The sequence below is a fragment of the Cytobacillus gottheilii genome (genome assembly GCF_900166665.1).
Taxonomy (GTDB): domain Bacteria; phylum Bacillota; class Bacilli; order Bacillales; family Cytobacillaceae; genus Cytobacillus; species Cytobacillus gottheilii_A.
Window position 1 is genome coordinate 3844040 of the sequence record NZ_LT800494.1, and the last position, 20291, is coordinate 3864330.

The 20291-nt window shown below is 40.0% G+C and carries 17 protein-coding genes; 3 read left to right on the top strand and 14 right to left on the bottom strand.

Annotated features, from left to right (window positions below):
• Positions 1-26: 26 nt before the first annotated feature.
• The 4 genes from B7E07_RS18990 to B7E07_RS19005 form a co-directional block, all read right to left on the bottom strand.
• Positions 27-422, bottom strand: coding sequence for an immunity 22 family protein (locus B7E07_RS18990; protein WP_080848394.1), 396 nt, complete (start codon positions 420-422; stop codon positions 27-29).
• A 51-nt stretch (positions 423-473) separates the two neighbouring features.
• Positions 474-1025: a hypothetical protein gene (locus B7E07_RS18995; protein ID WP_139785665.1), complete on the bottom strand. Its 552-nt coding sequence runs from the start codon at positions 1023-1025 to the stop codon at positions 474-476.
• Between the two features lie 134 nt (positions 1026-1159).
• Complete coding sequence (locus B7E07_RS19000) at positions 1160-3217, bottom strand: catalase (RefSeq protein WP_080848395.1); 2058 nt, start codon at positions 3215-3217, stop codon at positions 1160-1162.
• 144 nt (positions 3218-3361) lie between these two features.
• Positions 3362-4021, bottom strand: a complete 660-nt coding sequence (locus B7E07_RS19005; RefSeq protein WP_080849273.1) for a hypothetical protein — start codon at positions 4019-4021, stop codon at positions 3362-3364.
• Positions 4022-4238: 217 nt separating this feature from the next.
• Between B7E07_RS19005 and B7E07_RS19010 the strand changes: the two genes are divergently transcribed.
• A complete protein-coding gene (locus B7E07_RS19010; protein WP_080848396.1) occupies positions 4239-5522 on the top strand; it encodes a competence protein CoiA family protein in 1284 nt (427 codons plus the stop codon).
• Positions 5523-5655: 133 nt separating this feature from the next.
• Here the strand turns inward: B7E07_RS19010 and B7E07_RS19015 are convergent, their stop codons facing one another.
• The 8 genes from B7E07_RS19015 to B7E07_RS19055 form a co-directional block, all read right to left on the bottom strand.
• Positions 5656-6639, bottom strand: coding sequence for a tRNA dihydrouridine synthase (locus tag B7E07_RS19015; protein ID WP_080848397.1), 984 nt, complete (start codon positions 6637-6639; stop codon positions 5656-5658).
• Between the two features lie 247 nt (positions 6640-6886).
• Positions 6887-7753, bottom strand: a complete 867-nt coding sequence (locus B7E07_RS19020) for an MBL fold metallo-hydrolase (protein WP_080848398.1) — start codon at positions 7751-7753, stop codon at positions 6887-6889.
• On the bottom strand, positions 7753-9174 hold the full coding sequence (nhaC, locus tag B7E07_RS19025) for a Na+/H+ antiporter NhaC (protein WP_080848399.1): 1422 nt from the start codon (positions 9172-9174) through the stop codon (positions 7753-7755). Before nhaC ends, B7E07_RS19020 begins: the two co-directional genes overlap by 1 nt.
• Before the next feature lie 253 nt (positions 9175-9427).
• Positions 9428-10957, bottom strand: coding sequence for a Na+/H+ antiporter NhaC family protein (locus B7E07_RS19030; protein ID WP_080848400.1), 1530 nt, complete (start codon positions 10955-10957; stop codon positions 9428-9430).
• Positions 10958-11454: 497 nt separating this feature from the next.
• A complete protein-coding gene (rlmD, locus tag B7E07_RS19035) occupies positions 11455-12834 on the bottom strand; it encodes a 23S rRNA (uracil(1939)-C(5))-methyltransferase RlmD (protein ID WP_080848401.1) in 1380 nt (459 codons plus the stop codon).
• A 15-nt stretch (positions 12835-12849) separates the two neighbouring features.
• Positions 12850-13710 (bottom strand): DNA-3-methyladenine glycosylase family protein, encoded by an 861-nt coding sequence (locus B7E07_RS19040; RefSeq protein ID WP_080848402.1) that lies wholly within the window; start codon positions 13708-13710, stop codon positions 12850-12852.
• 85 nt (positions 13711-13795) lie between these two features.
• Positions 13796-14587 (bottom strand): delta-lactam-biosynthetic de-N-acetylase, encoded by a 792-nt coding sequence (gene pdaA / locus B7E07_RS19045; RefSeq protein ID WP_080848403.1) that lies wholly within the window; start codon positions 14585-14587, stop codon positions 13796-13798.
• A gap of 450 nt (positions 14588-15037) precedes the next feature.
• Complete coding sequence (locus B7E07_RS19055; protein ID WP_080849275.1) at positions 15038-16585, bottom strand: fumarate hydratase; 1548 nt, start codon at positions 16583-16585, stop codon at positions 15038-15040.
• Between the two features lie 180 nt (positions 16586-16765).
• On the opposite strand from B7E07_RS19055, the gene B7E07_RS19060 reads away from it, so the two are divergent.
• Both B7E07_RS19060 and B7E07_RS19065 read left to right on the top strand, forming a co-directional pair.
• Positions 16766-17989 (top strand): translocation protein TolB, encoded by a 1224-nt coding sequence (locus B7E07_RS19060; RefSeq protein WP_080848405.1) that lies wholly within the window; start codon positions 16766-16768, stop codon positions 17987-17989.
• 20 nt (positions 17990-18009) lie between these two features.
• Complete coding sequence (locus B7E07_RS19065; protein WP_080848406.1) at positions 18010-18291, top strand: hypothetical protein; 282 nt, start codon at positions 18010-18012, stop codon at positions 18289-18291.
• Here the strand turns inward: B7E07_RS19065 and B7E07_RS19070 are convergent.
• Positions 18272-18457 carry an SE1561 family protein gene (locus tag B7E07_RS19070; protein WP_080848407.1) on the bottom strand — a complete coding sequence of 62 codons (186 nt, stop codon included), beginning with the start codon at positions 18455-18457 and terminating at the stop codon, positions 18272-18274. The genes B7E07_RS19065 and B7E07_RS19070 overlap by 20 nt on opposite strands.
• Positions 18458-18541: 84 nt before the next feature.
• Complete coding sequence (gene ggt / locus B7E07_RS19075) at positions 18542-20227, bottom strand: gamma-glutamyltransferase (protein ID WP_080848408.1); 1686 nt, start codon at positions 20225-20227, stop codon at positions 18542-18544.
• Positions 20228-20291: the final 64 nt, after the last annotated feature.

Genomic DNA, 20291 nt, shown 5'->3' on the forward strand with positions numbered 1-20291 from the left:
GATACCCAACATCAGAATACAGAAAACTAATCTTCTATGTACGGCACTGTAGCAATGTATTTCATTTCTATATTTCCCGTTGCATCTTTACAGCTCAAAATATCATCTTCAAGATCATATAATAATATTACAGAGTTAATACTATGAGCTAAATGATCTCCCTGTATGACTGTTTTTAAGCTTGGAATAAAGCTTTCACTATACGAAAAGTCTTTTAGTATTTCGTCCAGATCACTTAACGGTTCTTCAAAAAAGTGAATCTCAATTTTGTCTTCATCATAGTAACCAAATCCAAAACCTGTGCCAAAGCTGGAATCAATTGAATCTCCATCTTCCGTATATGTCACTTCAACATATTCTTCAAGTTTATGGAGAGATTCAGAGACACCGAACCAAATCGATACCGCACTGTTAGATTGCATAAATTACACCTCCTGAATTTAGTCAATATATTCTCCAGATTAGCTGATCTGTTATCTATTTTTTCCTCTGTTTTTTATAATTAAGTTAACAACAGCCATGATTCCCATTACTGCAGCTACTGTAACCCATATATAGAGATTACTTCCTTCATGTTCTCTTGTTAAATCGACTTCTTTCGTCGGAGGCTGTCCATCACCCAGTATGGTTATATCCTCTTGCAGAGAAGTCATTTTATTGGTGCGATCACAAATGCTACTTGCTAGACTTTTTTCACCGAACAAAGTAGATTCACTAGCATATACCAAGTATTCTGTTCCCTCTTTAAAAATAAATCCGCAATCGCCCCCACCTTGCCCTGTGGTAATAATAATCTGCGATTCATCTGCACCCTTCCAGATGTTCCTTACTTCAAAAAGAACGGACTTTGATGCATTTCGCTTTTCTCTTATATCCAAAGCCGTCCCACTGAATACTGCGTCTGAACGTTCTACTTCTTCCTTAACACTTGGTAATTCCGCGCATGAACAAGCACTTACGATTGAAGGAAAAGAGTTAATGACTAAAAGACTAAAGAAAAAAAAGAACGTTATTACTTTTTTCATTTTAATCACCTCATCTTAATTGTAAGCAGTAAAAAGATCACCATTAGGTGATCTTCTAGTCTAATGTATTTGTAAGTACAGTATAACAGTATGATATTTCCCAAACCATTTCCTTATGCTTTAATACTAGATCTCTATCGCCGATCCCAAAAACGCCTAACTGTAATCGCCGAAACAAACTCATCTTCAAAATCTTGATTTTCGTCAGCAAACACGACACCATCTAAATTATTGTATTCAGAAGGCTGAATATAAGACTGTCCCGTTGTCGCCACACCAATTGGCTTATAATATTTATATATTCCGTTTATAAAATCTAAAGTATTAATATCAAAGGATGTTTGATTATCACTTTCCCCGCCAACTATATACAGAGAGTCATATAGCGTATGGTGGGTAGAAACAAAGATTTGATCCACTTTTAGAACTGCACCATCAGCTCCTGTTACTGTGCCAAGCTTTTCACTAATCAAAACAACGAAAACTCCATTTTGATTAAGAGTTTCAAGCGTATTTTTTACTTCTTCCCCGTCAAAGCCATTGGCAATGATGACACCCACTTTTAATGTATAAGGATAATGCGGTGTATTCTCCTGGCTAAGTGCAGGCGAAGCCAAGGTAACCGGAACATTCTCTCCCTCTGGAGGATTTGCGCCAATATTTTCGGCAATCTTTGTCGCCATTTCCTTATCGACGTTCACATACATATCAACAACCTGCTGGCGAACAGACTCATCCTTCACTTTCGCAAGCTCAAAACTGAATGCCTCTATGATATGCTGCTTTTCAACGCTTGACATGCTATTCCAGAATAGGCGTGCATGAGAGAAGAAATCCTTGAAAGTATCACTGCTCGCTTTGACCTTTCTTCCTTCCACCTGTTCCGGATAATGAACGAACCCGCCTTCCTCTGGCGGAGTTGGCCCGGGTGTGTTATTGGCGATAGAGTTTCTAAAATAGTTTACTTGATCGACATCAATACGATATCTGTTGAAACTGTCTCGCTGATTGTTATGGAATGGACAGATAGATTTATTGATTGGCAGATCAGGATAATTCGATCCGCCAAGTCTGTGCTGCTGGGTTATTTTATAAGTAAAGGTCCTTCCCTGCAAAATGGGATCATTGCTAAAATTGATGCCTGGAACTAGATTCGTCACATCAAAAGCAACCTGTTCTGTTTCGGCGAAAAAATTATCAACATTTCGATTCAAAGTCATCTTCCCGATTTTTTCAACAGGAATGATCTCCTCAGGCCAAACCTTGGTAGGATCAATTACATCGAAATCAAACTTAAACTCATCTTCCTCGGCAATCATCTGCACACCAAGTTCATAAACAGGATAAGCACCACGCTCAATCGCTTCACTCAGATCGCGTCTATGATAATCCGGATCTACTCCGCCAATAATCAGGGACTCTTCATTAAGGAGCGAGTGCACACCAAGCATAGGCTTCCAATGAAAGCGGACAAAGTGCGAATTCCCCTCTTCATTCACAAAACGGAAAATATTAATCCCAAACCCTTCCATCATCCGCCAGCTTCTAGGGACTGCCCGATCAGACATCGCCCACATCACAAAATGAGCCGATTCCTGATTATTGGCGACAAAATCCCAGAAGTTATCATGTGCGGCAGAAGCTGTTGGCATATCATTATGCGGTTCTGGTTTCAGAGCATGCTGTGAATCCACAAACTTAAACGCATCATGTATCACAAAAATCGGAAACTGCAGGCCCAGCAAATCATAATTTCCTTCATCTGTATAAAATTTCACAGCAAACCCGCGTATATCCCGTGCTGTATCCATAGAGCCTTTGCCGCCCTGCACAGTAGAAAACCGCACAAACACAGGCGTCTTAAGCCCTTCCTCCTGTAGGAATCCAGCTCTAGTATAATTTTTCATCGATTTATAAGCTTCAAATTCACCATGCACACCAAATCCTCGAGCATGTACGACTCTCTCTGGAATTCGTTCCGTATCAAAATGCATTTGCTTTTGAAAAAAATGAAAATCCTCCATTAGCACAGGACCGCGATCTCCCGCTTTTAAGGTGTTTTCATTATTGGCAACCTTTAAACCTTCATTTGTTGTAATCGGATTGTCAGCATTTTTAATTCGATATGAATCCAACTGTTCATCTTTCTTATTTTGCTCATCTCTATTATTATTTTCCGGTGGTTTCTCCATGTTCTCACCTGCTTTTGGAGTTTAGGGGGTAACCCATTAATATATATGCGGGGGTATGGGGGTTATTACTTGTAGGATGAATAGTTAGCATACAAAAACCCCTCAACTTGTATATTGAGGGTATTGTTCATCATATAAAAATAATCAGAGTCTCCTCATGTTCTCACCAGATTTAATGACTATACTTACACCCGAGGAAGTACCACTGTCAACATGATTTTCTATTTCCGTTACATCGATCTCAGTATAAACCTTCTCTACTTTTCTTTCATGTCCTGCTAATTTCACCGTATGAGGACCTGAAATATTTAGGAGCGATTCCATTTTAATATCATCTTCGAAGTAGAAACTGTCATTAAATTCGAGAGTAAACTGAACATCATGGCTGCTGTAATTTTCAAAAGGCAGATCACATTCTCCTCTTAAGGTAGATTCCCCTATCATTTCGAAGCGGCAATTGCTCCACTCGTGATCATAAGAAACAGCATATATACCGTCTGCAAATGTCTGTTGATACGCATTGGCGAGCATTGATGGAGCAAATATAGCAATCAATATAGCCAGCAAGACCATGCGCCCTTGATACTTAGTTATCGATCTGACAAGAAGAAAGAAACTAGCAAATAATAAGATGAGTGAAAGTATACCAATAATCTGAAAACCATTAGCAGATCGTATAGGAATATTAAAGATTTCAAGCAGTGTTTCACCATATGGTCTTTCGTGTGGATAAGGGAAATTTAAGGCCATTGATACAACAAAAGGAATAAAAGCTAGATAGAGCAATTTTTTGTTTTTTATCATAAGAAACACATCCATTTCCATTATGATCTCTACTACCTATATACGAGCTTGAATTGGTTTTATTCTCACTTCTTAGTGAATTATTTAATTTAATTTAGAATATCAGGAATAATACAAGCCGCATTTAAAACAACCAATCCCCTCATATAATTAGAAATTATTTACATATATACTTAATTATTTAATAATAGAATAAAAGAATCTTAGGGGTGAGGAAATGCGAGAAGCTTTGCATGTAATTGATAACGAACTTGTTAATTTGCCTTATTCTGCAACAACTGATGAGGTAGCCAATTTAAAAAAGCTTGCAAAAAAAGAGATATATCAGTGTCCTTACTGTCAAGCAAAGTTGATAGTCAAACACGGTGAAGAGAGAGGTCTTTACTTTTCCCATCAACATTCCGAAGCATGTGAAGAATCAAGAATAATTGATAGGGCAGAAAAAAGATATATAAAGCAAATTGAAAGGGAATCTAAGCTTCATACAGTATTAGTTGACATCATTTTGGATGAGTTAGAAATAAAGAGCAAGATCAATAAGGAAATGTACGTCAGTTTGGGATATAGAGAAAAAAACGATTGGAAAGAGTATCCTGATATTTATGTGAAGTTACCTATGAAGGAATTAGCTATATCCATCATAACAAATGTAAATCCAACAGATGATAGTAAATTAGCTCAACAAATTAAAAAGAGGCATGAATATTTTCTAAATAAAGGTGTTGAGCCTGTTTGGTTTATAGAGAAAAAAGAACAAGCCATCGAAAAAGAGAAGAACAGCATTATTTTATGGGATGCTGAACTCTCCATTGCTTCCAAAACAAAAGAAGATACAAAGTGGGACATCCTTATTTCAAATGAAATAGATGATGAAGACTTTTTTAATTACTTCAATTACCCAACAACATTTACCCATGATGTAGATGTTAAAAGTTTATACTATATATTTAATACCGACGAAAAAATAGTAGTAAGAGTCCAACGTTTTCTAAAAGACCGTATTATGAAACCATTTCGTGCTTTCTTACTAAATGAAGGCTATGAAATTCCATTCGCTGATGCTTTAGCGATTGAGGATGGATTTATGCTCAGTAATTCTGAAATAGAAGAAGAATACAGAAAAGTTTTTCAGGATAAAATTAATCAAAAAAGAGATGAAAAGGCCGAACAGCAACGTCATGAAGAGGAAACGAGAAAGAAAAGGTTGGAACAAGAAGAAAAAGAGAGAAAAAGAAATACAGAGGAACGAGAAATGATACTAAATAATCTTCTTCAACAGAACGCAATAGACAAAATAAGGATTGAGCTAACTTATAATGAATTAAAACGTTTGCTAAAAGAAAAAATTAGTTTAACCCAAAAGGAACAAATGGAACTTTGGACTAAGTTTATGCCAAAGATCGGATTAAAGAATTCCAATATAGTCTGGGAAATTGTTTTAAATAATAACTGTAAGAATTTTAGTGATTTAAAGGTTCATTTAGAAAAAATGTTACTTTAGTTTATTATCATATAACCATCTAATGAAAATTGGCTGGGAAAATGTGAAAATCAGTTCAAACCAGCCAATTAACCATTACTTGTAAGTTTTTTAAACTCAACATCATTAGGCTAAAACATGGATGAATACTCTTTTAATGTTCTCTTGCCCCGTCAGCATTCTTCGCCTCAAACTCATCCAGCAAAGCTCGCACTTCATCCGTTGACTTCGTACTCATCAGCTGATTCCGCAGCTCACTTGCCCCTCTGAACCCTTTTACATATATCTTAAAAAAGCGAGGAAGAGGCTTGTATGGACGCTGTTCTTCTGCGGAATGTTTATCATGAAGATCCAGATGCAATCTTAAAAGATCCAGCAATTCCTTGCTGCTATGCTCTCTTTTCTCTTTTTCGAAAGCAAATGGATTGCTGAAAATACCACGGCCGATCATTACTCCATCGACACCATATTGCTCAACAAGTTCCATGCCCATTTGTCGGTCAAGAATATCTCCATTGATTGTTAAAAGTGTGTCTGGAGCGATTTCATCCCGAAGTTTCTTAATTTCGGGTATCAGTTCCCAATGAGCAGGCACTTTGCTCATTTCATCTCTTGTACGCAGATGGATGGAAAGATTCGCGATTTCTTGTTTCAGAATGTGTGTCAGCCAATCGCGCCATTCATCGACCTCTGTAAAACCAAGTCTTGTTTTCACACTTACAGGCAGTCCCCCTGCTTTCGCTGCTTCAATAATATCCGCAGCAACTTCAGGACGGCATATCAGACCGCTTCCCTTCCCATTATCAGCCACATTCGGAACAGGACAGCCCATATTAATATCAATCCCCTTAAACCCCTGCTTCGCCATACCAATACTCATCTGACGAAAATACTCAGGTTTATCTCCCCAAATATGAGCGACAATCGGCTGCTCGTCCTCTGTAAAAGTCAAACGCCCGCGCACACTTGCATTCCCCTCAGGGTGGCAATAACTCTCCGTATTAGCAAACTCCGTAAAGAATACATCCGGTCTGGCTGCTTCACTTACAACATGGCGGAACACAACATCTGTTACATCCTCCATTGGTGCCAGAATAAAAAATGGACGTGGCAGATCACGCCAAAAATTATCTATCATCATAAAAATCCTTTCGTTCAAAAAATATAAAGATTATAAAAGTAAAATATATATAGAACACCTTAATTTTTTTGCATCAATATATAAAGTACAATGAAAAGCCAAACAAAACAAGGTATGTGTTCATGGAAAAGACCCGGAAGGAATCTTCCAGGTCTTAGATTATCTAGTATTGATATTAAGTTTAGGGGTTACATACCTGTTTTTCTATATTTACTGCAGGAGATTCTGGAATATCACCATGCTGTTAAATCCTAATTTCCATCTCTTCGTCCGCAATAAAAAATCCTCTTGCTTCGATTTGCTTTCTTAGCAAGCCATCTTCATTTAATACAGGGTTTGAATGGTTAAGATGAGTAAAATAAATATCCGTCTCCCCTGCTAAATCTTCGAGCAGCTCCATCGTCTCTGTTATAAGCGGATGTGGGATCTGCCGATAATCGCGACCAATGTTTGCTATTTCCTCTTTAGAATAAAACGTACCATCAAGAAAACAAATATCCGCCTCTTTGGCCGCTTCGTGAATATCAATATCCCATTCATTCCAGCGATCAATATCAGGAATAAACAGTACCTTTTTATTCGGACCAATAATCCAAAAAGCAAAAGTCTCAGAAAACTCATTCCGATGCGGAACAAGTACTGGAGTTACCGTCACTTCTGAAGAAACATGAACAGGCTGTCTGTCTTTTAGTTCTTGAACAGCGATGTTTTCAAGCACAGTTAACTGGCTCCATGGTGCATGATTTTCAAGCAGCTTTTTCATCTTCGCTCCTGCCATTACTGGCAATTGGCGGGAGTTAACCGCTTCTTTTCCTAGGAACATTAAGCCTGGATAGTGACCAATATGGGCATGCGATAGAAAAATACTGCTCATCAGCTGTGATTCCAGCCCATATCTCATTTGCAAGCGTGCCATTTGTTCCCGCAGATCAGGAGTAGCCTCAATCAGATGCCATTTTTTCTCCTCTGGTAAAATAATGGCCAAGGATGCAGCCGTTCTTTTAAACTTCGAGTCCTTTAATGCCCTCTTACAATTTTCACAGAAACAATTCGCTTGTGGCAAACCGCCATCTTGTGCAGTTCCAGCCACACTTAATAGTACCTCACCCACTATACAACTTCCCTTTCTTCATGTGCCAGTTCCATCTCTTGGCTATAATTCTTTTTCGCAATCGTCCACCCTGTGAAGCCAAACAGCAGATTTACTAGCGGAACAAGATAAATAAAGAACGCGTAAGGGATAAACTCCCACGCACTGACTCCCAAAATGCCGGATGCAAAAACGGCAGGAACACTCCATGGAATCAAATTAATTCCAACAGTCCCCATTGACTCTACTGTTCTCGAAAGATTTTTCGTATCAATGTTCATATCTTTATACTTTTGCACAAACGTTCTCGCGGGAAGTATGATCGCCAAAAACTGTGCACCGCTTGCTAATGCAACAATAAATGTTGATAACAGTGTAGAACTGATCAGCGCTCCAGCACTTTTCACTTTTTCCATCATTTTACTTGTTAATACTTCAAATGTACCTGTTTCTTCTAAAATGCCGCCGAGAGCAGTAGCAATCATTAGCATCCCAACTGTTCCAAGCATGGAAGATAGTCCGCCGCGATTTAATAATGAATCAATCTCGCCGATATCGGTTGTTATTTTAAAACCGCTCGTCATAAATTGAACGATTGAACTTACTGAAGTTCCTTGAACCACAACAGCTATTACTGCACCTAATAAGCCGACACCCATTAACGCAGGCAATGCCGGAACACGCTTTAGCATCAAAAAGATCGTTATAATGGGCAGCAGCAATAATAAAGGATGAATCATAAAAGCATTCTCTAAACCAGACATGATTGTATTGATGGTTTCAGATCCCATGCTTGTGCTGTTGGCCGACTCCAAACTGCCAAATACCCAAAACAAAATAAGCGATATTAAAAATGCAGGTATCGTATCCCAAAGCATGTGTTTAATATGACTGAATAAATCTGTATCAACCAATGCCGCAGCAACATTGGTTGTATCTGATAAAGGAGAAAGCTTATCCCCTAAATATGCACCTGATATAACGGCACCCGCTACTAGAGCCGGCGGAAATCCTAACCCCTCACCAATTGCCATAAATGCTAATCCAACCGTTGCGATCGATGTAAAGGAAGTTCCCAGAGTAATTGAAACAATCCCCGTAATAAGAGCCACAACCGGAACAAACCAGGTCGGATTTATTAAAGAAATTCCGTAATAAATCATGGTCGGAATCACTCCACTTGCAATCCAGGACCCAATAATTGTGCCGATGACCAATAAAATAAACACAGCTGGCAGAGCCCTTGTTACTCCATTCACCATCATCTGCTGCACCTGATTCCAGTTCCATCCGCAGCTAACCGCAACAGCAGAAGCTAAAATAACCCCAATGATTAAAGGAAAGTTCATTCCTGCATCCCATATAAAAACGGAACAAGCAGCAGCTATGATTAATCCTAATAAAGGAATAATCGATTTCCACATTGTAAGATTCTCTTTCACCTTTTCCCCCGCCAATCATCTGAAATCTACTATTATATACGTTAATAGTTTTTTAAAGTCTTTATCACTTTAAAGCTTTTACGCTTTTAAGTGATTGATTGTGATAATCATAAGTTATTTTATTTCGTTAGTCAAATGAATATGGTTTAGAACCGCTAAACTTTTACTCACACAAAAAAGGACCAATCATAAGATTGATCCTTAAACTATTCTGCTATCTGCTGCAAAATTTTTTAAAATAAATCGTAATAATTTATATTCCAATTCCCTCTGATTGCTCATACTTCTTTCTATGAATCTTAGATAAAACAAAAATAGATAAAATGAGTAAGGTAAACACTAATACTAAAGTAAATGCACTACCTGTGATTCCAGCAACAATATATCCAACAAACGCAATTGAAGCATTAAGAAGCGCATATGGCAATTGTGTTTTCACATGATCGATATGGTCCGCACCTGCTCCAGTCGACGATAAAATCGTTGTATCAGATATTGGTGAACTATGGTCTCCCATGATTCCGCCTGAAAGAACAGCACCAATACAAACTAATAAATGTGCGTCAAGTGCCACAGCCATCGGGATGGCGATTGGCAGCATAATAGCATATGTGCCCCATGAAGATCCTGATGCAAGCGACATTAAAACACCGACTAAGAATAAAACGGCTGGAATAATAAATGCAGGCACAGTTCCATTCATGGCTTCAACAATAAAGTTAGCCGTACCCATTTCCTTCATTACTTGACCAAGAGACCAAGCCAGGATTAACGTAACGGCAACATAAACCATCTTTTGCATCCCTGTTGTATAGATAGTAAAAATGTCACTGAATTTCTTCAATTTATATACAAGCATTAAGATAATAATCGTAATAGCAGCAAATAAATAGGCTGTAGTTAAAGCGATTCTAAAATCATTTCCTGCCACTGGCTCAAATGGGAACCCATATGATACTAGTAAAGCGAATAGAGTAACAAATAGCACTAACAATGGCAGCCAAATCAATATAGCATGCCTGTGTTCCGTTCCCTCTTCGGCATTCTCAGCTCTTCTTAATGGCTTAGAAGTTGGCCAGTACAATTCTCCTGTAGTTTGGACTCTGCGCTCAGCTTTTGCCATTGGCCCAAAATCTAACTTCGTAAGAGCGATTAACGGTACAAGTGCTACTGCCAATATTGCATAAAATTGAAATGGTATAACCTGGACCAGAGTGGTAAATTCAGATGTCGTAATATTTAAAGCTTCATATTCCTTTTGAATAAGACCCATAATGTATACACCCCATCCAATAAAAGGAATTAATACAGCGACTGGGGAAGATGTTGAATCAATAATCCAAGCTAGCTTTTCTCTCGAAATCTTTGCCTTATCAAAGATTTTCTCAAATACTGGCCCAACGATCAATGGAGTACCTAAATCAGAGAAGAAGATAATGATCCCCCCGAACCAAGCCGAAAGCTGTGCTTTTGCCTTCGTATTAATAAATTTAAGCGTATTTGCTGCAAGAGCAGCTCCACCGCCCGACTTCTCCATAAGTCCTACAAATCCGCCAATAAAAAATAATAAAACAATAATGGCTGCGTTGTAGCCATCCGCGGCAAGAGTAAAAAAGTAGTTTCCAATTGTCACTGTCGTTGCCTCAAGAGGATTACCTCCAACTAGAATGAGCACCCCAATAAAAGCACCAGAAAACAGAGACACTACAACGTTCTTTGTTATGATGGCAAGAATGATTGCAAGAATAGGTGGTAGTATTGATATCCAGCCCATGTGTTCCATAAATATTCCCCCTTATTAATAAATATTCATTTAATATGTATAAATATAAAGTGATTGTTTTTATAAAACCACCTTAAAGTTAGATTATAGGGAATAAGCGAATGGAATGCAATAAGGTATTTTGAATAAATATAAAATATTAATCATTTCTTATATGCTTGTAGCATCCTTATAAAATGAATTTTTATACATAAGATATACAAATTGGATATCACATATTAACATAATTGATACTCTAACTTTTTTTAAAACCAAATTATAAACTCTACTAGAGCAACTTCAGCATAAGAATCGGAAGATGAGGATTGGAGCAGTTTAAGTTCTCTAAAGTGGCCTTTATATTATATGATTGGGGAGTATGGCTTTGTCCTTGAAATATAAAAAAGGAATACTTTAACTCCTTCATTTAATGTGGATTGGGTGAGATTTTTAATACATTTTTGGGTTAGCATTCCTAAATAGATAAAGGCAAGAGCCTATAGGCTCTTGCCTGTTTATTATTTTAATTTTAACTCGGTCACTACCTCAACATGACTCGTCTGCGGAAACATATCCACCGGCTGAATCATCTCAACCTTATACTTCTTGCTTAATACATCAATATCCTTCGCAAGCGTAGATGGATTACAAGAAACATAAACCACTTTCTTTGGTTTCACGTTAAGAATGGTCTGAATCAGAGCTCGATCAAGCCCCGTTCTCGGCGGATCAACGATGATCACATCCGGTTTCCAGCCTTCTTTTACCCATTTTGGCAGCAGTTCTTCCGCTTTGCCGGTAACGTATTTAGCATGTTTAATACCATGACGTTTCGCATTTTTCTTTGCATCTTGAATGGATTCAGGAATGATATCCATCCCTCTGATTTCGGAGGCCCCGTCTGCTACCCATAAACCGATTGTTCCGACACCACAATATGCATCAGCGACTTTTTCTTTACCCGTTAGTGCAGCCGCCTTTTTGACTTCATCATAAAGCTTTACGGTTTGCTCAGGGTTCAGCTGGAAGAAGGTTCTTGCTGATAATTCAAATTGCAGGTCGCCCAATGTTTCTTGGATGAAATCACTGCCGTCAAGGTTAAACGTTTCTTCACCAAAGATTAGCGATGTTTTTTGACCGTTGATGTTTTGAATGATGGATTTGACTTCTGGCAGTCTGCTTTTAATTTTTTCTATTATTAATGCTTTTTTAGGCAGTTCTTTTTTCGCTGTGATGAGGACAATTTGCAATTCCCCAGTTTGGATGCCGACGCGTGCAACAATTGTTCGAACGATCCCTTTTCTTGTTTTTTCATGGTAAATAGGGATTTGTAAGTCCTGCAGCACTTGTTTGACTGTTTCGACTGCTGCATTTGTTTGCGGATGCTGAACGGCACACTGTTCGATGTTAATGAGTTTGTGGGAGTTCAGTCCGTATAGTCCTGCCAGTACTTTGCCGTTTTGTGTTCCTACTTGGAATGAGCTTTTGTTCCGGTAGCTCCAAGGGTTGTCCATGCCAATGGTTTGTTTTATATTTAAATCTTCAACCTTCAATCTTGAATGGCGTTCTAATGATTGAATGACGATATCGCGTTTTTCCTTGAGCTGCTGGGTGTATTCTAAATGCTGCAGCTGGCAACCTCCACACTGGTCATAGACCGGACAAGGCGGCACAACGCGATGCTGAGATTTTTTTCGTACTTTTTTTATTTTACCTTCTGAAAATTTCGGATGTACCTTTGTCGCTTCGACCACAACTTCTTCACCTGGAAGAGCACCTGGAACAAAGACTACCTGTTTTTTAAAGTAGCCAACTCCTTCTCCATTGATGCCAAGTCGTTTAATTGTCAGCGGAAAGGTTTGTCCTAATTTTAGTTGAGCTGTTTGGTTCTGAGTCATTGATATCACTCCAATTTATTCGATGCTTCTCCATAAATAGAGTGAAGCATAGCTTAAGTATGGCTCCCAATGCTGGGCGTATGTTTGCATTTCTTCCTGTGTTGGCTTTACTGGTAAATCATATAATTTTTTGAGGGCATTTTGTATGCCAATATCTGCCGTGGGGAATAGGTTCGGTCTGCCGAGGCCAAACATCAGGAAATTCTGGACCGTCCACGGACCAACTCCCCGCAATTTGATTAGTGTATCATATATTTCCTCATCAGACATGTTCTTTAACTCCTCATATTGTAAATATCCTTCAGTTGCGGCCTTGCCAATGCCGATCACATATTCTGCTTTTCGTCCGCTAAACTGAAGTTCCCGGAGTTCTTCGACCGATAGCTGGGCCACGGTTTCTGGGAGAGGATAAAAAGGGACGCTATCTTTTTCAAAACCAAATTTGCGCACAAATCTTTCGGTTAATGTGTAGGCGAATTTTAGATTAACCTGTTGATGAATGATGAGTTTCATGAGCGAGCTGTATGGATCAAACTCTAAGAATAGAGGAGTTCCACGGTGATCCGTAAAAATTTCTTTCAAGTCTGTTTTAATAAAAAAATCATGAATTGGCGCAAGCTTGATATCCCACCCAAAAATAGCAGCGATTCGCTGTTGGGCTTGGTTTTGATAAGGGGCTTCAATCCCGGATAATTTGAATTTGGGTTCATCTGTTGTTCCAACTGCTTGCACCTCTGCAACAACTGGTGTTTTGTCGATTAAAAGAGGAACCTTAACGAGCCTATTCTCCATATCAACAACATGCAGCGGATCAAGCGCTAATCTGCTTAGAACTAAATCGAAATTATATGGTCCTTCTACAGTCAGTATATCCATATTTCCCCGTCCTTGTTCTTTTACCTGAATTATAACAAAAAGATCGAAACCAGTCAGAAGCAAGGCTGGTTTCGATCTTTCTTGTTTAGTATAGCATTGGGTTGTTTATTGAACGCGACCACATTAAATCATCAATGCTTTTAAATGTGTAGCCGCGTTTCTTTAAATCCTGTATCGCTTTTTCAAGTGCTTCAGCGTTATCTTTTGAAACAGTATGAAGCAAGAGGATACAGCCTGGATGAATTTGTTTCATGATGTTGTCGTATGCATATTGCGCACCTTTTTGCTGATCGGTCTTCCAGTCAATAAAGGCTAATGACCATAAGACATGTGTGTAGCCTTGTTTTTTAGCTAGGTCGAGAGTTTTTTCGCTTAAAATCCCTCGTGGGGGACGTAGATAATTCATTGTTTTAATGCCGGTAAGCCTCTCGGTTTCTGCTCTCACTTTTTCTAACTCGCGTGTAAAGCGCTCTTGATCTACAGTTGTCATATCAGGGTGATGCCATGAATGGTTGCCAATCGTATGCCCTTCGGCTGCCATTCTTTTCACTAGATCGGGTGCCGAGTTTAGGTAATGTCCTGTAATAAAAAACGCGCCAGGCACTTTTTCTTTTTTCAGCACATCAAGAACTTGTGCCGTATAGCCGTTTTCGTAGCCATTATCAAAGGTTAGGTATATATCCTTTTTCGTTGTGTCACCCTTATAAAAAGCACCATATTTCTCTAAAAGATCATCTAGCGGCTTTCCCGCTTCAGCAGGTACTTCGTTTGAAGCTTTTTTGAAGCCCCAGTGGATTGCTTTATTAGGTAATTGCGCGCTGGCAGAGGTTGTACATAATAGTAAAATGAAGGTGAAAATGATACTTCTCTTTAACATCTTTGTCTCCTCCAGGATTTTTTCTTAGTTTCTGTTTAAATGGAGGAAACATTAATGACAAATGTATCCTAATGACTGGTGGAATTTGGGGAGGTTTGGTGTGTTAATTTGTTTTTCGCGACACTGTTTACCTTTTTCTGGACTACAGAGGGGTGTTTCTCTGCTTTTCGCGACTCCTTTTACCTTTTTCTGGTTTTTAGTGGGGTGTTTCTCTGCCTTTCGCGACTCCTTTTACCTTTTTCTGGATTCCAGTGGGGTGTTTCCGTGCTTTTCGCGACACCATTTTCCTTTTTTAGATTATAGAAGGGTGTTTCTCTGCTTTTCGAGACACCAGTTACCTTTTTTTGTACTACAGAGGGGTGTTTCTGTGCTTTTCCCCATACCATTTATTCTCCCCCACTAACACATAAAAATCCCCCACAAACCCAATGTCTGCAGGGGATCACAACTTTATTTAAAAACAGGTTCTTTAAACTGAGCCAGTTTTTCAAGGGATGATTTGTCTACATCTTTATGAAGGCTGTTGCCGTGTGAGTCCATTGTGACGACAGCTGTGAAGCCTTCAACTTTCAGGTGCCACATCGCTTCTGGAATTCCAAAGTTCATGAGGTCAACACCTTCGACCGATTTGATGCAGTCTGCATAGTATTGGGCGGCGCCGCCGATTGCGTTTAAGTAAACTCCGCCATGTTCTTCTAGAGCGGCAAGGGTTTTTGGTCCCATGCCGCCTTTACCGATGACAGCACGGATCCCGAATTTTTTCATGATGTCTCCTTGGTAAGGCTCTTCACGGATGCTTGTTGTTGGTCCAGCAGCTTTGACATGCCACTTTCCGTCCTCATCTTTCATCATAACAGGACCGCAGTGGTAGATGATTTGCCCGTTCAGATCAATCGGTGCGTCATGCTCCATTAAATGATGGTGAATCGCATCGCGGCCGGTATACATCATACCGTTAATTTTGACGACATCTCCGACTTTTAGACTGCGGATTTTCTCTTCAGTAATCGGTGCCTGCAGTTCAATCACCGCATTGTCTTCTGAAGTTGCAGCTACTTCCTGTTCTGCATCCGTTTTGCCAAAATCAATCTGTTCTCCGTCCTGATACATCCAATCTTGAATTTCACCAGTTTCTGCATCAATTGTAATGCCTAGACGGCGGAATGCCCAACAGTTATAAGCTACAGATACGAAGAAGCTGGCAGGAATACGGTTCATCACGCCGACTTTACAGCCTAACAGCGTGATTTCTCCGCCAAAGCCCATTGTGCCAATGCCAAGCTTGTTGGCATTTTCAAGCACATACTCCTCAAGCTTTCGTAATTCTTCGTTTTGATTTACATCTTCAACAGAACGGAAAAGCTGTTCTTTTGCTAGATCATATCCTGAAGATCGGTCTCCGCCAATGCCAACGCCAATAAAGCCGGCACTGCAGCCTTGTCCTTGTGCTTGGTACACAGAGTGCATGATGCATTTGCGGATGCCGTCTAAATCACGGCCAGCACGCCCAAGTCCGTCCAGCTCACATGGAAGGCTGTACTGGATATTTTTATTTTCACAGCCGCCCCCTTTTAAAATAAGGCGGGCATCAATATAGTCTTTTTCCCATTGTTCAAATTTAATGACAGGTGTGCCGCCGCCAAGGTTGTCTCCACTATTTTCGCCTGTTAAGGAATCAACGGAGTTTGGACGCAGCTTTCCGTTTTTCGTTGCAAGTGCAACAGCGTTCGTAATAGCTTCTTTAATTACAAGCTGATTGACACCAACTGGTGTTTTGATTTTAAAGGTTGGAAGTCCGGTATCCTGGCAGATTGGCGAGATATTATCGTCCGCCATTTTAATATTGTTTGTGATCGTGTCCAGGCTCATTGCAGATCTTGTTCCAGCGCTTTCTCTTTCTTTTCCTGCTCGAATCGCACGGCGAACATCGTTTGGCAGCTTTGTGGATGTTTCTACCACTAAGTCATACATGCTTTGCTGTAATTTTTCAAGATTCATTATTGCCTTCCCCTCTCTCTTCTCCCCTGTTTTGCCCATTACAATTCTAAATATTTTCTCTTTTATTATACCCTGTTCTCTTATGTGTGCAAGGGATTGAATACGCTTACGAATATCTGCCATTTTGAGCTCATTGCATGAGTATGTTTAGGACATCTTATGGGATAAGGAGGGCTGTTTATGAAGATAAGAGTTTTTGTTTTCTTGTTGATTATCTTAGGTTTTCATGCAGGGATTGCAAGTGCCGAGCCCGCGCTTAAAGCTGCGTTTATCCGAGATCATCAGTTATGGATTAAGCAAGGAGAAAAAGAAGTACAGCTGACAAAAGACGCTTATGTGCGGTCTCCGCAATGGTCATATGATGGCCGATTTATTGCTTATACAGATGGAGATGAAAGTGGCGGGAGGTCAGAGCTTTACATTTATGATATGGAGAAAAAAGAAAGTTTTCAGCATTATCCTCATGTTAAAGTTTTTGGTTTTAAATGGTCACCTGTAAGAAATCAGCTAGCTTATACAGACGGTACTGTCCTTAACATTACCCGTGAAAAAAATGGCCGTCCGCAAGGATTTGAGAATGTATCACTAGGAGTCAGCTCTTTCGAATGGACTCCAGATGGAAAAGAGTTTATTGTCTCCGCTGAATCTAGCCTTACACCTGCAGGCTGGGAACCTATCCGCCTTTTTAAAGTTGCTAGTAATGCTAATCTTTCTCAAGATAAGATCCACCCGTTTTATACGATTCAAACAAATGAATCTGATTTGTTCGCCATTTACGCGAATGATTTTAAGTGGAGCTACGACGGAAAATGGCTTAGCATGATTGCGATCCCTACTGCATCATGGTCGAATGATAGCAATTCATTATGTGTGATCGACAATCAGGGAGAACGATTTCAGATGATCGGCAACATGCTAGGCTTTAAAGACTGGGTAAAATGGGCTCCAGCATCCAATCAATTAGCCTATATCTCTGGGGAAGGCCGATTTTTTGTAAAGGACAAAAAAACAGCTATAGCCGACATGCCTGCTATTAAGAATGAAAAAGTCTATACACCACAAGGGTTTGTTGATTTGGGTTTAGACTGGCTCTCTCAAAATGAAGTGATTGTGGCACGAGCGAAAGAAAATCTGGAGTGGAACGAAGGACCAGTGCCAACCATGTACACTGCTTTATATGTGATTGATATTGGTTCAAGCATTCAAAAGCAGATTACGTTCCCGAAAAAGGGACAACTAGATAGCAATCCCCTAGTGGTTGGAGACCAGCTTACTTGGATGCGGAGGAGCAGCGAGTACACCCCGGGTGAAGTATGGGTAAAGAATGGAATTAACGAAGAAGAACATGTGTGGCTGAAAGACATTGAAGAGGCGCCTGTTTTTTATCAGGAACGAGATAATTAGTCCAAGGAGGCAACCTTTCCTTGCAAAAACAGTCAATTTTTCGTCAAGGTCTCTTTTCACTTGAGTTTGCTGCGCAAAACCAGGATATGTCACTGAGCAAATATCCGCCTTTAAAATGGTATATCCGCCGTAAAAAAATTTTATCCGCCGTTATTTCAATTTATCCGCCAAAAACGGCCAGTTATCCGCCAAACGCCCAAACTGAACAAACTTCCAACAACAACAGCAGCAAAACAACCAAAAAGGGCGGCCCGCGCACCAACACGGACAGCCCTTCTAATGTTACATATCGCGATGCTTAAATTCACGGCATTTGGATTCTAAATCGTCGATCATATCAATTAAGCGGTCAATATCTTCTAGTTCTGTATTTTCAGGCTCGATGGCATCCAATACGTCTAAAAACATATTAAGGCGCTGTTTTAGAAATACTACTTGTGAATTTTTGTCTTGAATCTGGCTACCCATGGGCTCTCTCCTTTCATCTCAGAACAATCGTACAGGAAAAGAAGCTGTGACGCAAATGGATATCGCCTTTATTATACCCGCAAATTAATCGTTTAAGCCGGCTGCTTTTCCTTCCCTGCTGGCATCTGCTGCTCCATATAAAAGACCATTCTTCCCATCAATCACGATAGCTTGCACATTGCCAATCGAGCTTGGCTCGTCTCCAAAATCAAAACCCATTGCCTCAAGCTCACCTTTGGCTGCCTGATCCATTTCTCCTTCCCATTCGACTAATGGGCCAGTTGTAACAAAAATTCGCGGTTCGTCAATGGCATCTTTTATACTCACACCATAATCAAGATAATGAACAATGGTCTGGAACACAGAGGCAATGATAGTTGGACCTCCTGGTGAACCTAGAGTCAGCACAGGCTGTTCATCCTTAAACAAAATGGTTGGACATTTGCAGCTGACAGGGCGCTTACCTGGTCCAGGTTCATTCGTTCCACCCGGATTGGCATCAAAGTCAGTCAGCTCGTTATTCAGCATAAATCCATACTCACTGACCATGATTCCTGATCCAAAGGGATGCTCAACCGTTGACGTACAGCTGGCGATATTGCCCCACTGATCTACGACGGTAAAATGAGTGGTTTCACTTTTTTCCATATCATCCGGCTGTTTGACTGGAGTATTCTGATCCTTTTCACGCTTCCATGGATTTCCGAAATCGATGGCGTCGTTTCTTCTTTTAAAATTAATATATTTTACTCGTTCCTTGATATATTCCTCATCAAGCAGACCTTTCGTCGGCAGTTCAGCGAATTCGGGATCACCAGAATAAGCCACTTTATCGGCAAAAGCGAGACGCATCGCTTCTAGAAATAAATAATATTTTTCTTTTGAGTGAATATCGTATTTGGATAAATCAAATGTATCGAGAATTTTTAAAATTTGCAGCATTGTGACGCCTCCTGCTGTTGGCGGTGCAGCACCTGCAATCTTATGGCCTCTGTATTCACCCCAGACAGGTTCATCAACTGTAGCGGAATATTCTTTTAAATCGGCAAGCTCCATTAATCCGCCTTGCTCTTTCAGCTCAGCAACGATCGCTTCGGCAATTTCACCTTCATAAAAAGCTGCAATGCCTTTTTCCTGAAGCAGTCGGTAAGTGTTTGCCAGCTTTTCTTTCACAAGAAGGTCACCTTCACCAAGTGCAGCTCCTTCTGGAAAGAACAATGATTTTGCATGCTCACCTAAGCGGTGCCCATGCTGTTCAAGCGCATGACTTAACACCCAATTGACTTCCACTCCCTCTTCAGCCACTTCGATTGAAGGCTGAATTAAATCCGCAAGGGGCATCGATCCGTATTTTTTCAAGGCAGCATCAAGTGCACTGAGAATGCCGGGAATTCCAACTGCTGATGCATGTGTGGATCTTTCTTTAAAAGGAATGACCTCTTCGTTTTCATCAAGAAACATGCTGGCGGAAGCTGCTTTCGGAGCTCTTGAATGGCCGTTAAAAATTTTCACTGTATCTGCTTTCTTTTGATAGACCATTAAGAAACCGCTGCCTCCGATTCCTGTCATCATTGGTTCCACAACGTTTAGTGCGAACTGAATGGCTACTGCAGCATCAACGGCATTTCCGCCTTTCGCTAACACATCTCGTCCAATATCGGATGCTATTGGATGCGCTGTCACAACCATCCCTTTTGTACCGGTGTCTGTTTCCCTTTCATGGGATGTTTTTTGCATTTCTTTCGTTAATGACTTTGCTCTTCTGCTCATCTTTGGGGTCTCCCTTCATACTTCTTTTATGATGATAAAAACCTCTGCCGGAGCAGAGGTTTGC

Coding starts and splice junctions, on each gene's coding strand:
- B7E07_RS18990 (WP_080848394.1), bottom strand. CDS start 422: ATGCAATCTAACAGTGCGGTATCGATTTGGTTCGGTGTCTCTGAATCT.
- B7E07_RS18995 (WP_139785665.1), bottom strand. CDS start 1,025: ATGAAAAAAGTAATAACGTTCTTTTTTTTCTTTAGTCTTTTAGTCATT.
- B7E07_RS19000 (WP_080848395.1), bottom strand. CDS start 3,217: ATGGAGAAACCACCGGAAAATAATAATAGAGATGAGCAAAATAAGAAA.
- B7E07_RS19005 (WP_080849273.1), bottom strand. CDS start 4,021: ATGATAAAAAACAAAAAATTGCTCTATCTAGCTTTTATTCCTTTTGTT.
- B7E07_RS19010 (WP_080848396.1), top strand. CDS start 4,239: ATGCGAGAAGCTTTGCATGTAATTGATAACGAACTTGTTAATTTGCCT.
- B7E07_RS19015 (WP_080848397.1), bottom strand. CDS start 6,639: ATGATAGATAATTTTTGGCGTGATCTGCCACGTCCATTTTTTATTCTG.
- B7E07_RS19030 (WP_080848400.1), bottom strand. CDS start 10,957: ATGGAACACATGGGCTGGATATCAATACTACCACCTATTCTTGCAATC.
- rlmD (WP_080848401.1), bottom strand. CDS start 12,834: ATGACTCAGAACCAAACAGCTCAACTAAAATTAGGACAAACCTTTCCG.
- B7E07_RS19040 (WP_080848402.1), bottom strand. CDS start 13,710: ATGGATATACTGACTGTAGAAGGACCATATAATTTCGATTTAGTTCTA.
- pdaA (WP_080848403.1), bottom strand. CDS start 14,587: ATGTTAAAGAGAAGTATCATTTTCACCTTCATTTTACTATTATGTACA.
- B7E07_RS19055 (WP_080849275.1), bottom strand. CDS start 16,585: ATGAATCTTGAAAAATTACAGCAAAGCATGTATGACTTAGTGGTAGAA.
- B7E07_RS19060 (WP_080848405.1), top strand. CDS start 16,766: ATGAAGATAAGAGTTTTTGTTTTCTTGTTGATTATCTTAGGTTTTCAT.
- B7E07_RS19070 (WP_080848407.1), bottom strand. CDS start 18,457: ATGGGTAGCCAGATTCAAGACAAAAATTCACAAGTAGTATTTCTAAAA.
- ggt (WP_080848408.1), bottom strand. CDS start 20,227: ATGAGCAGAAGAGCAAAGTCATTAACGAAAGAAATGCAAAAAACATCC.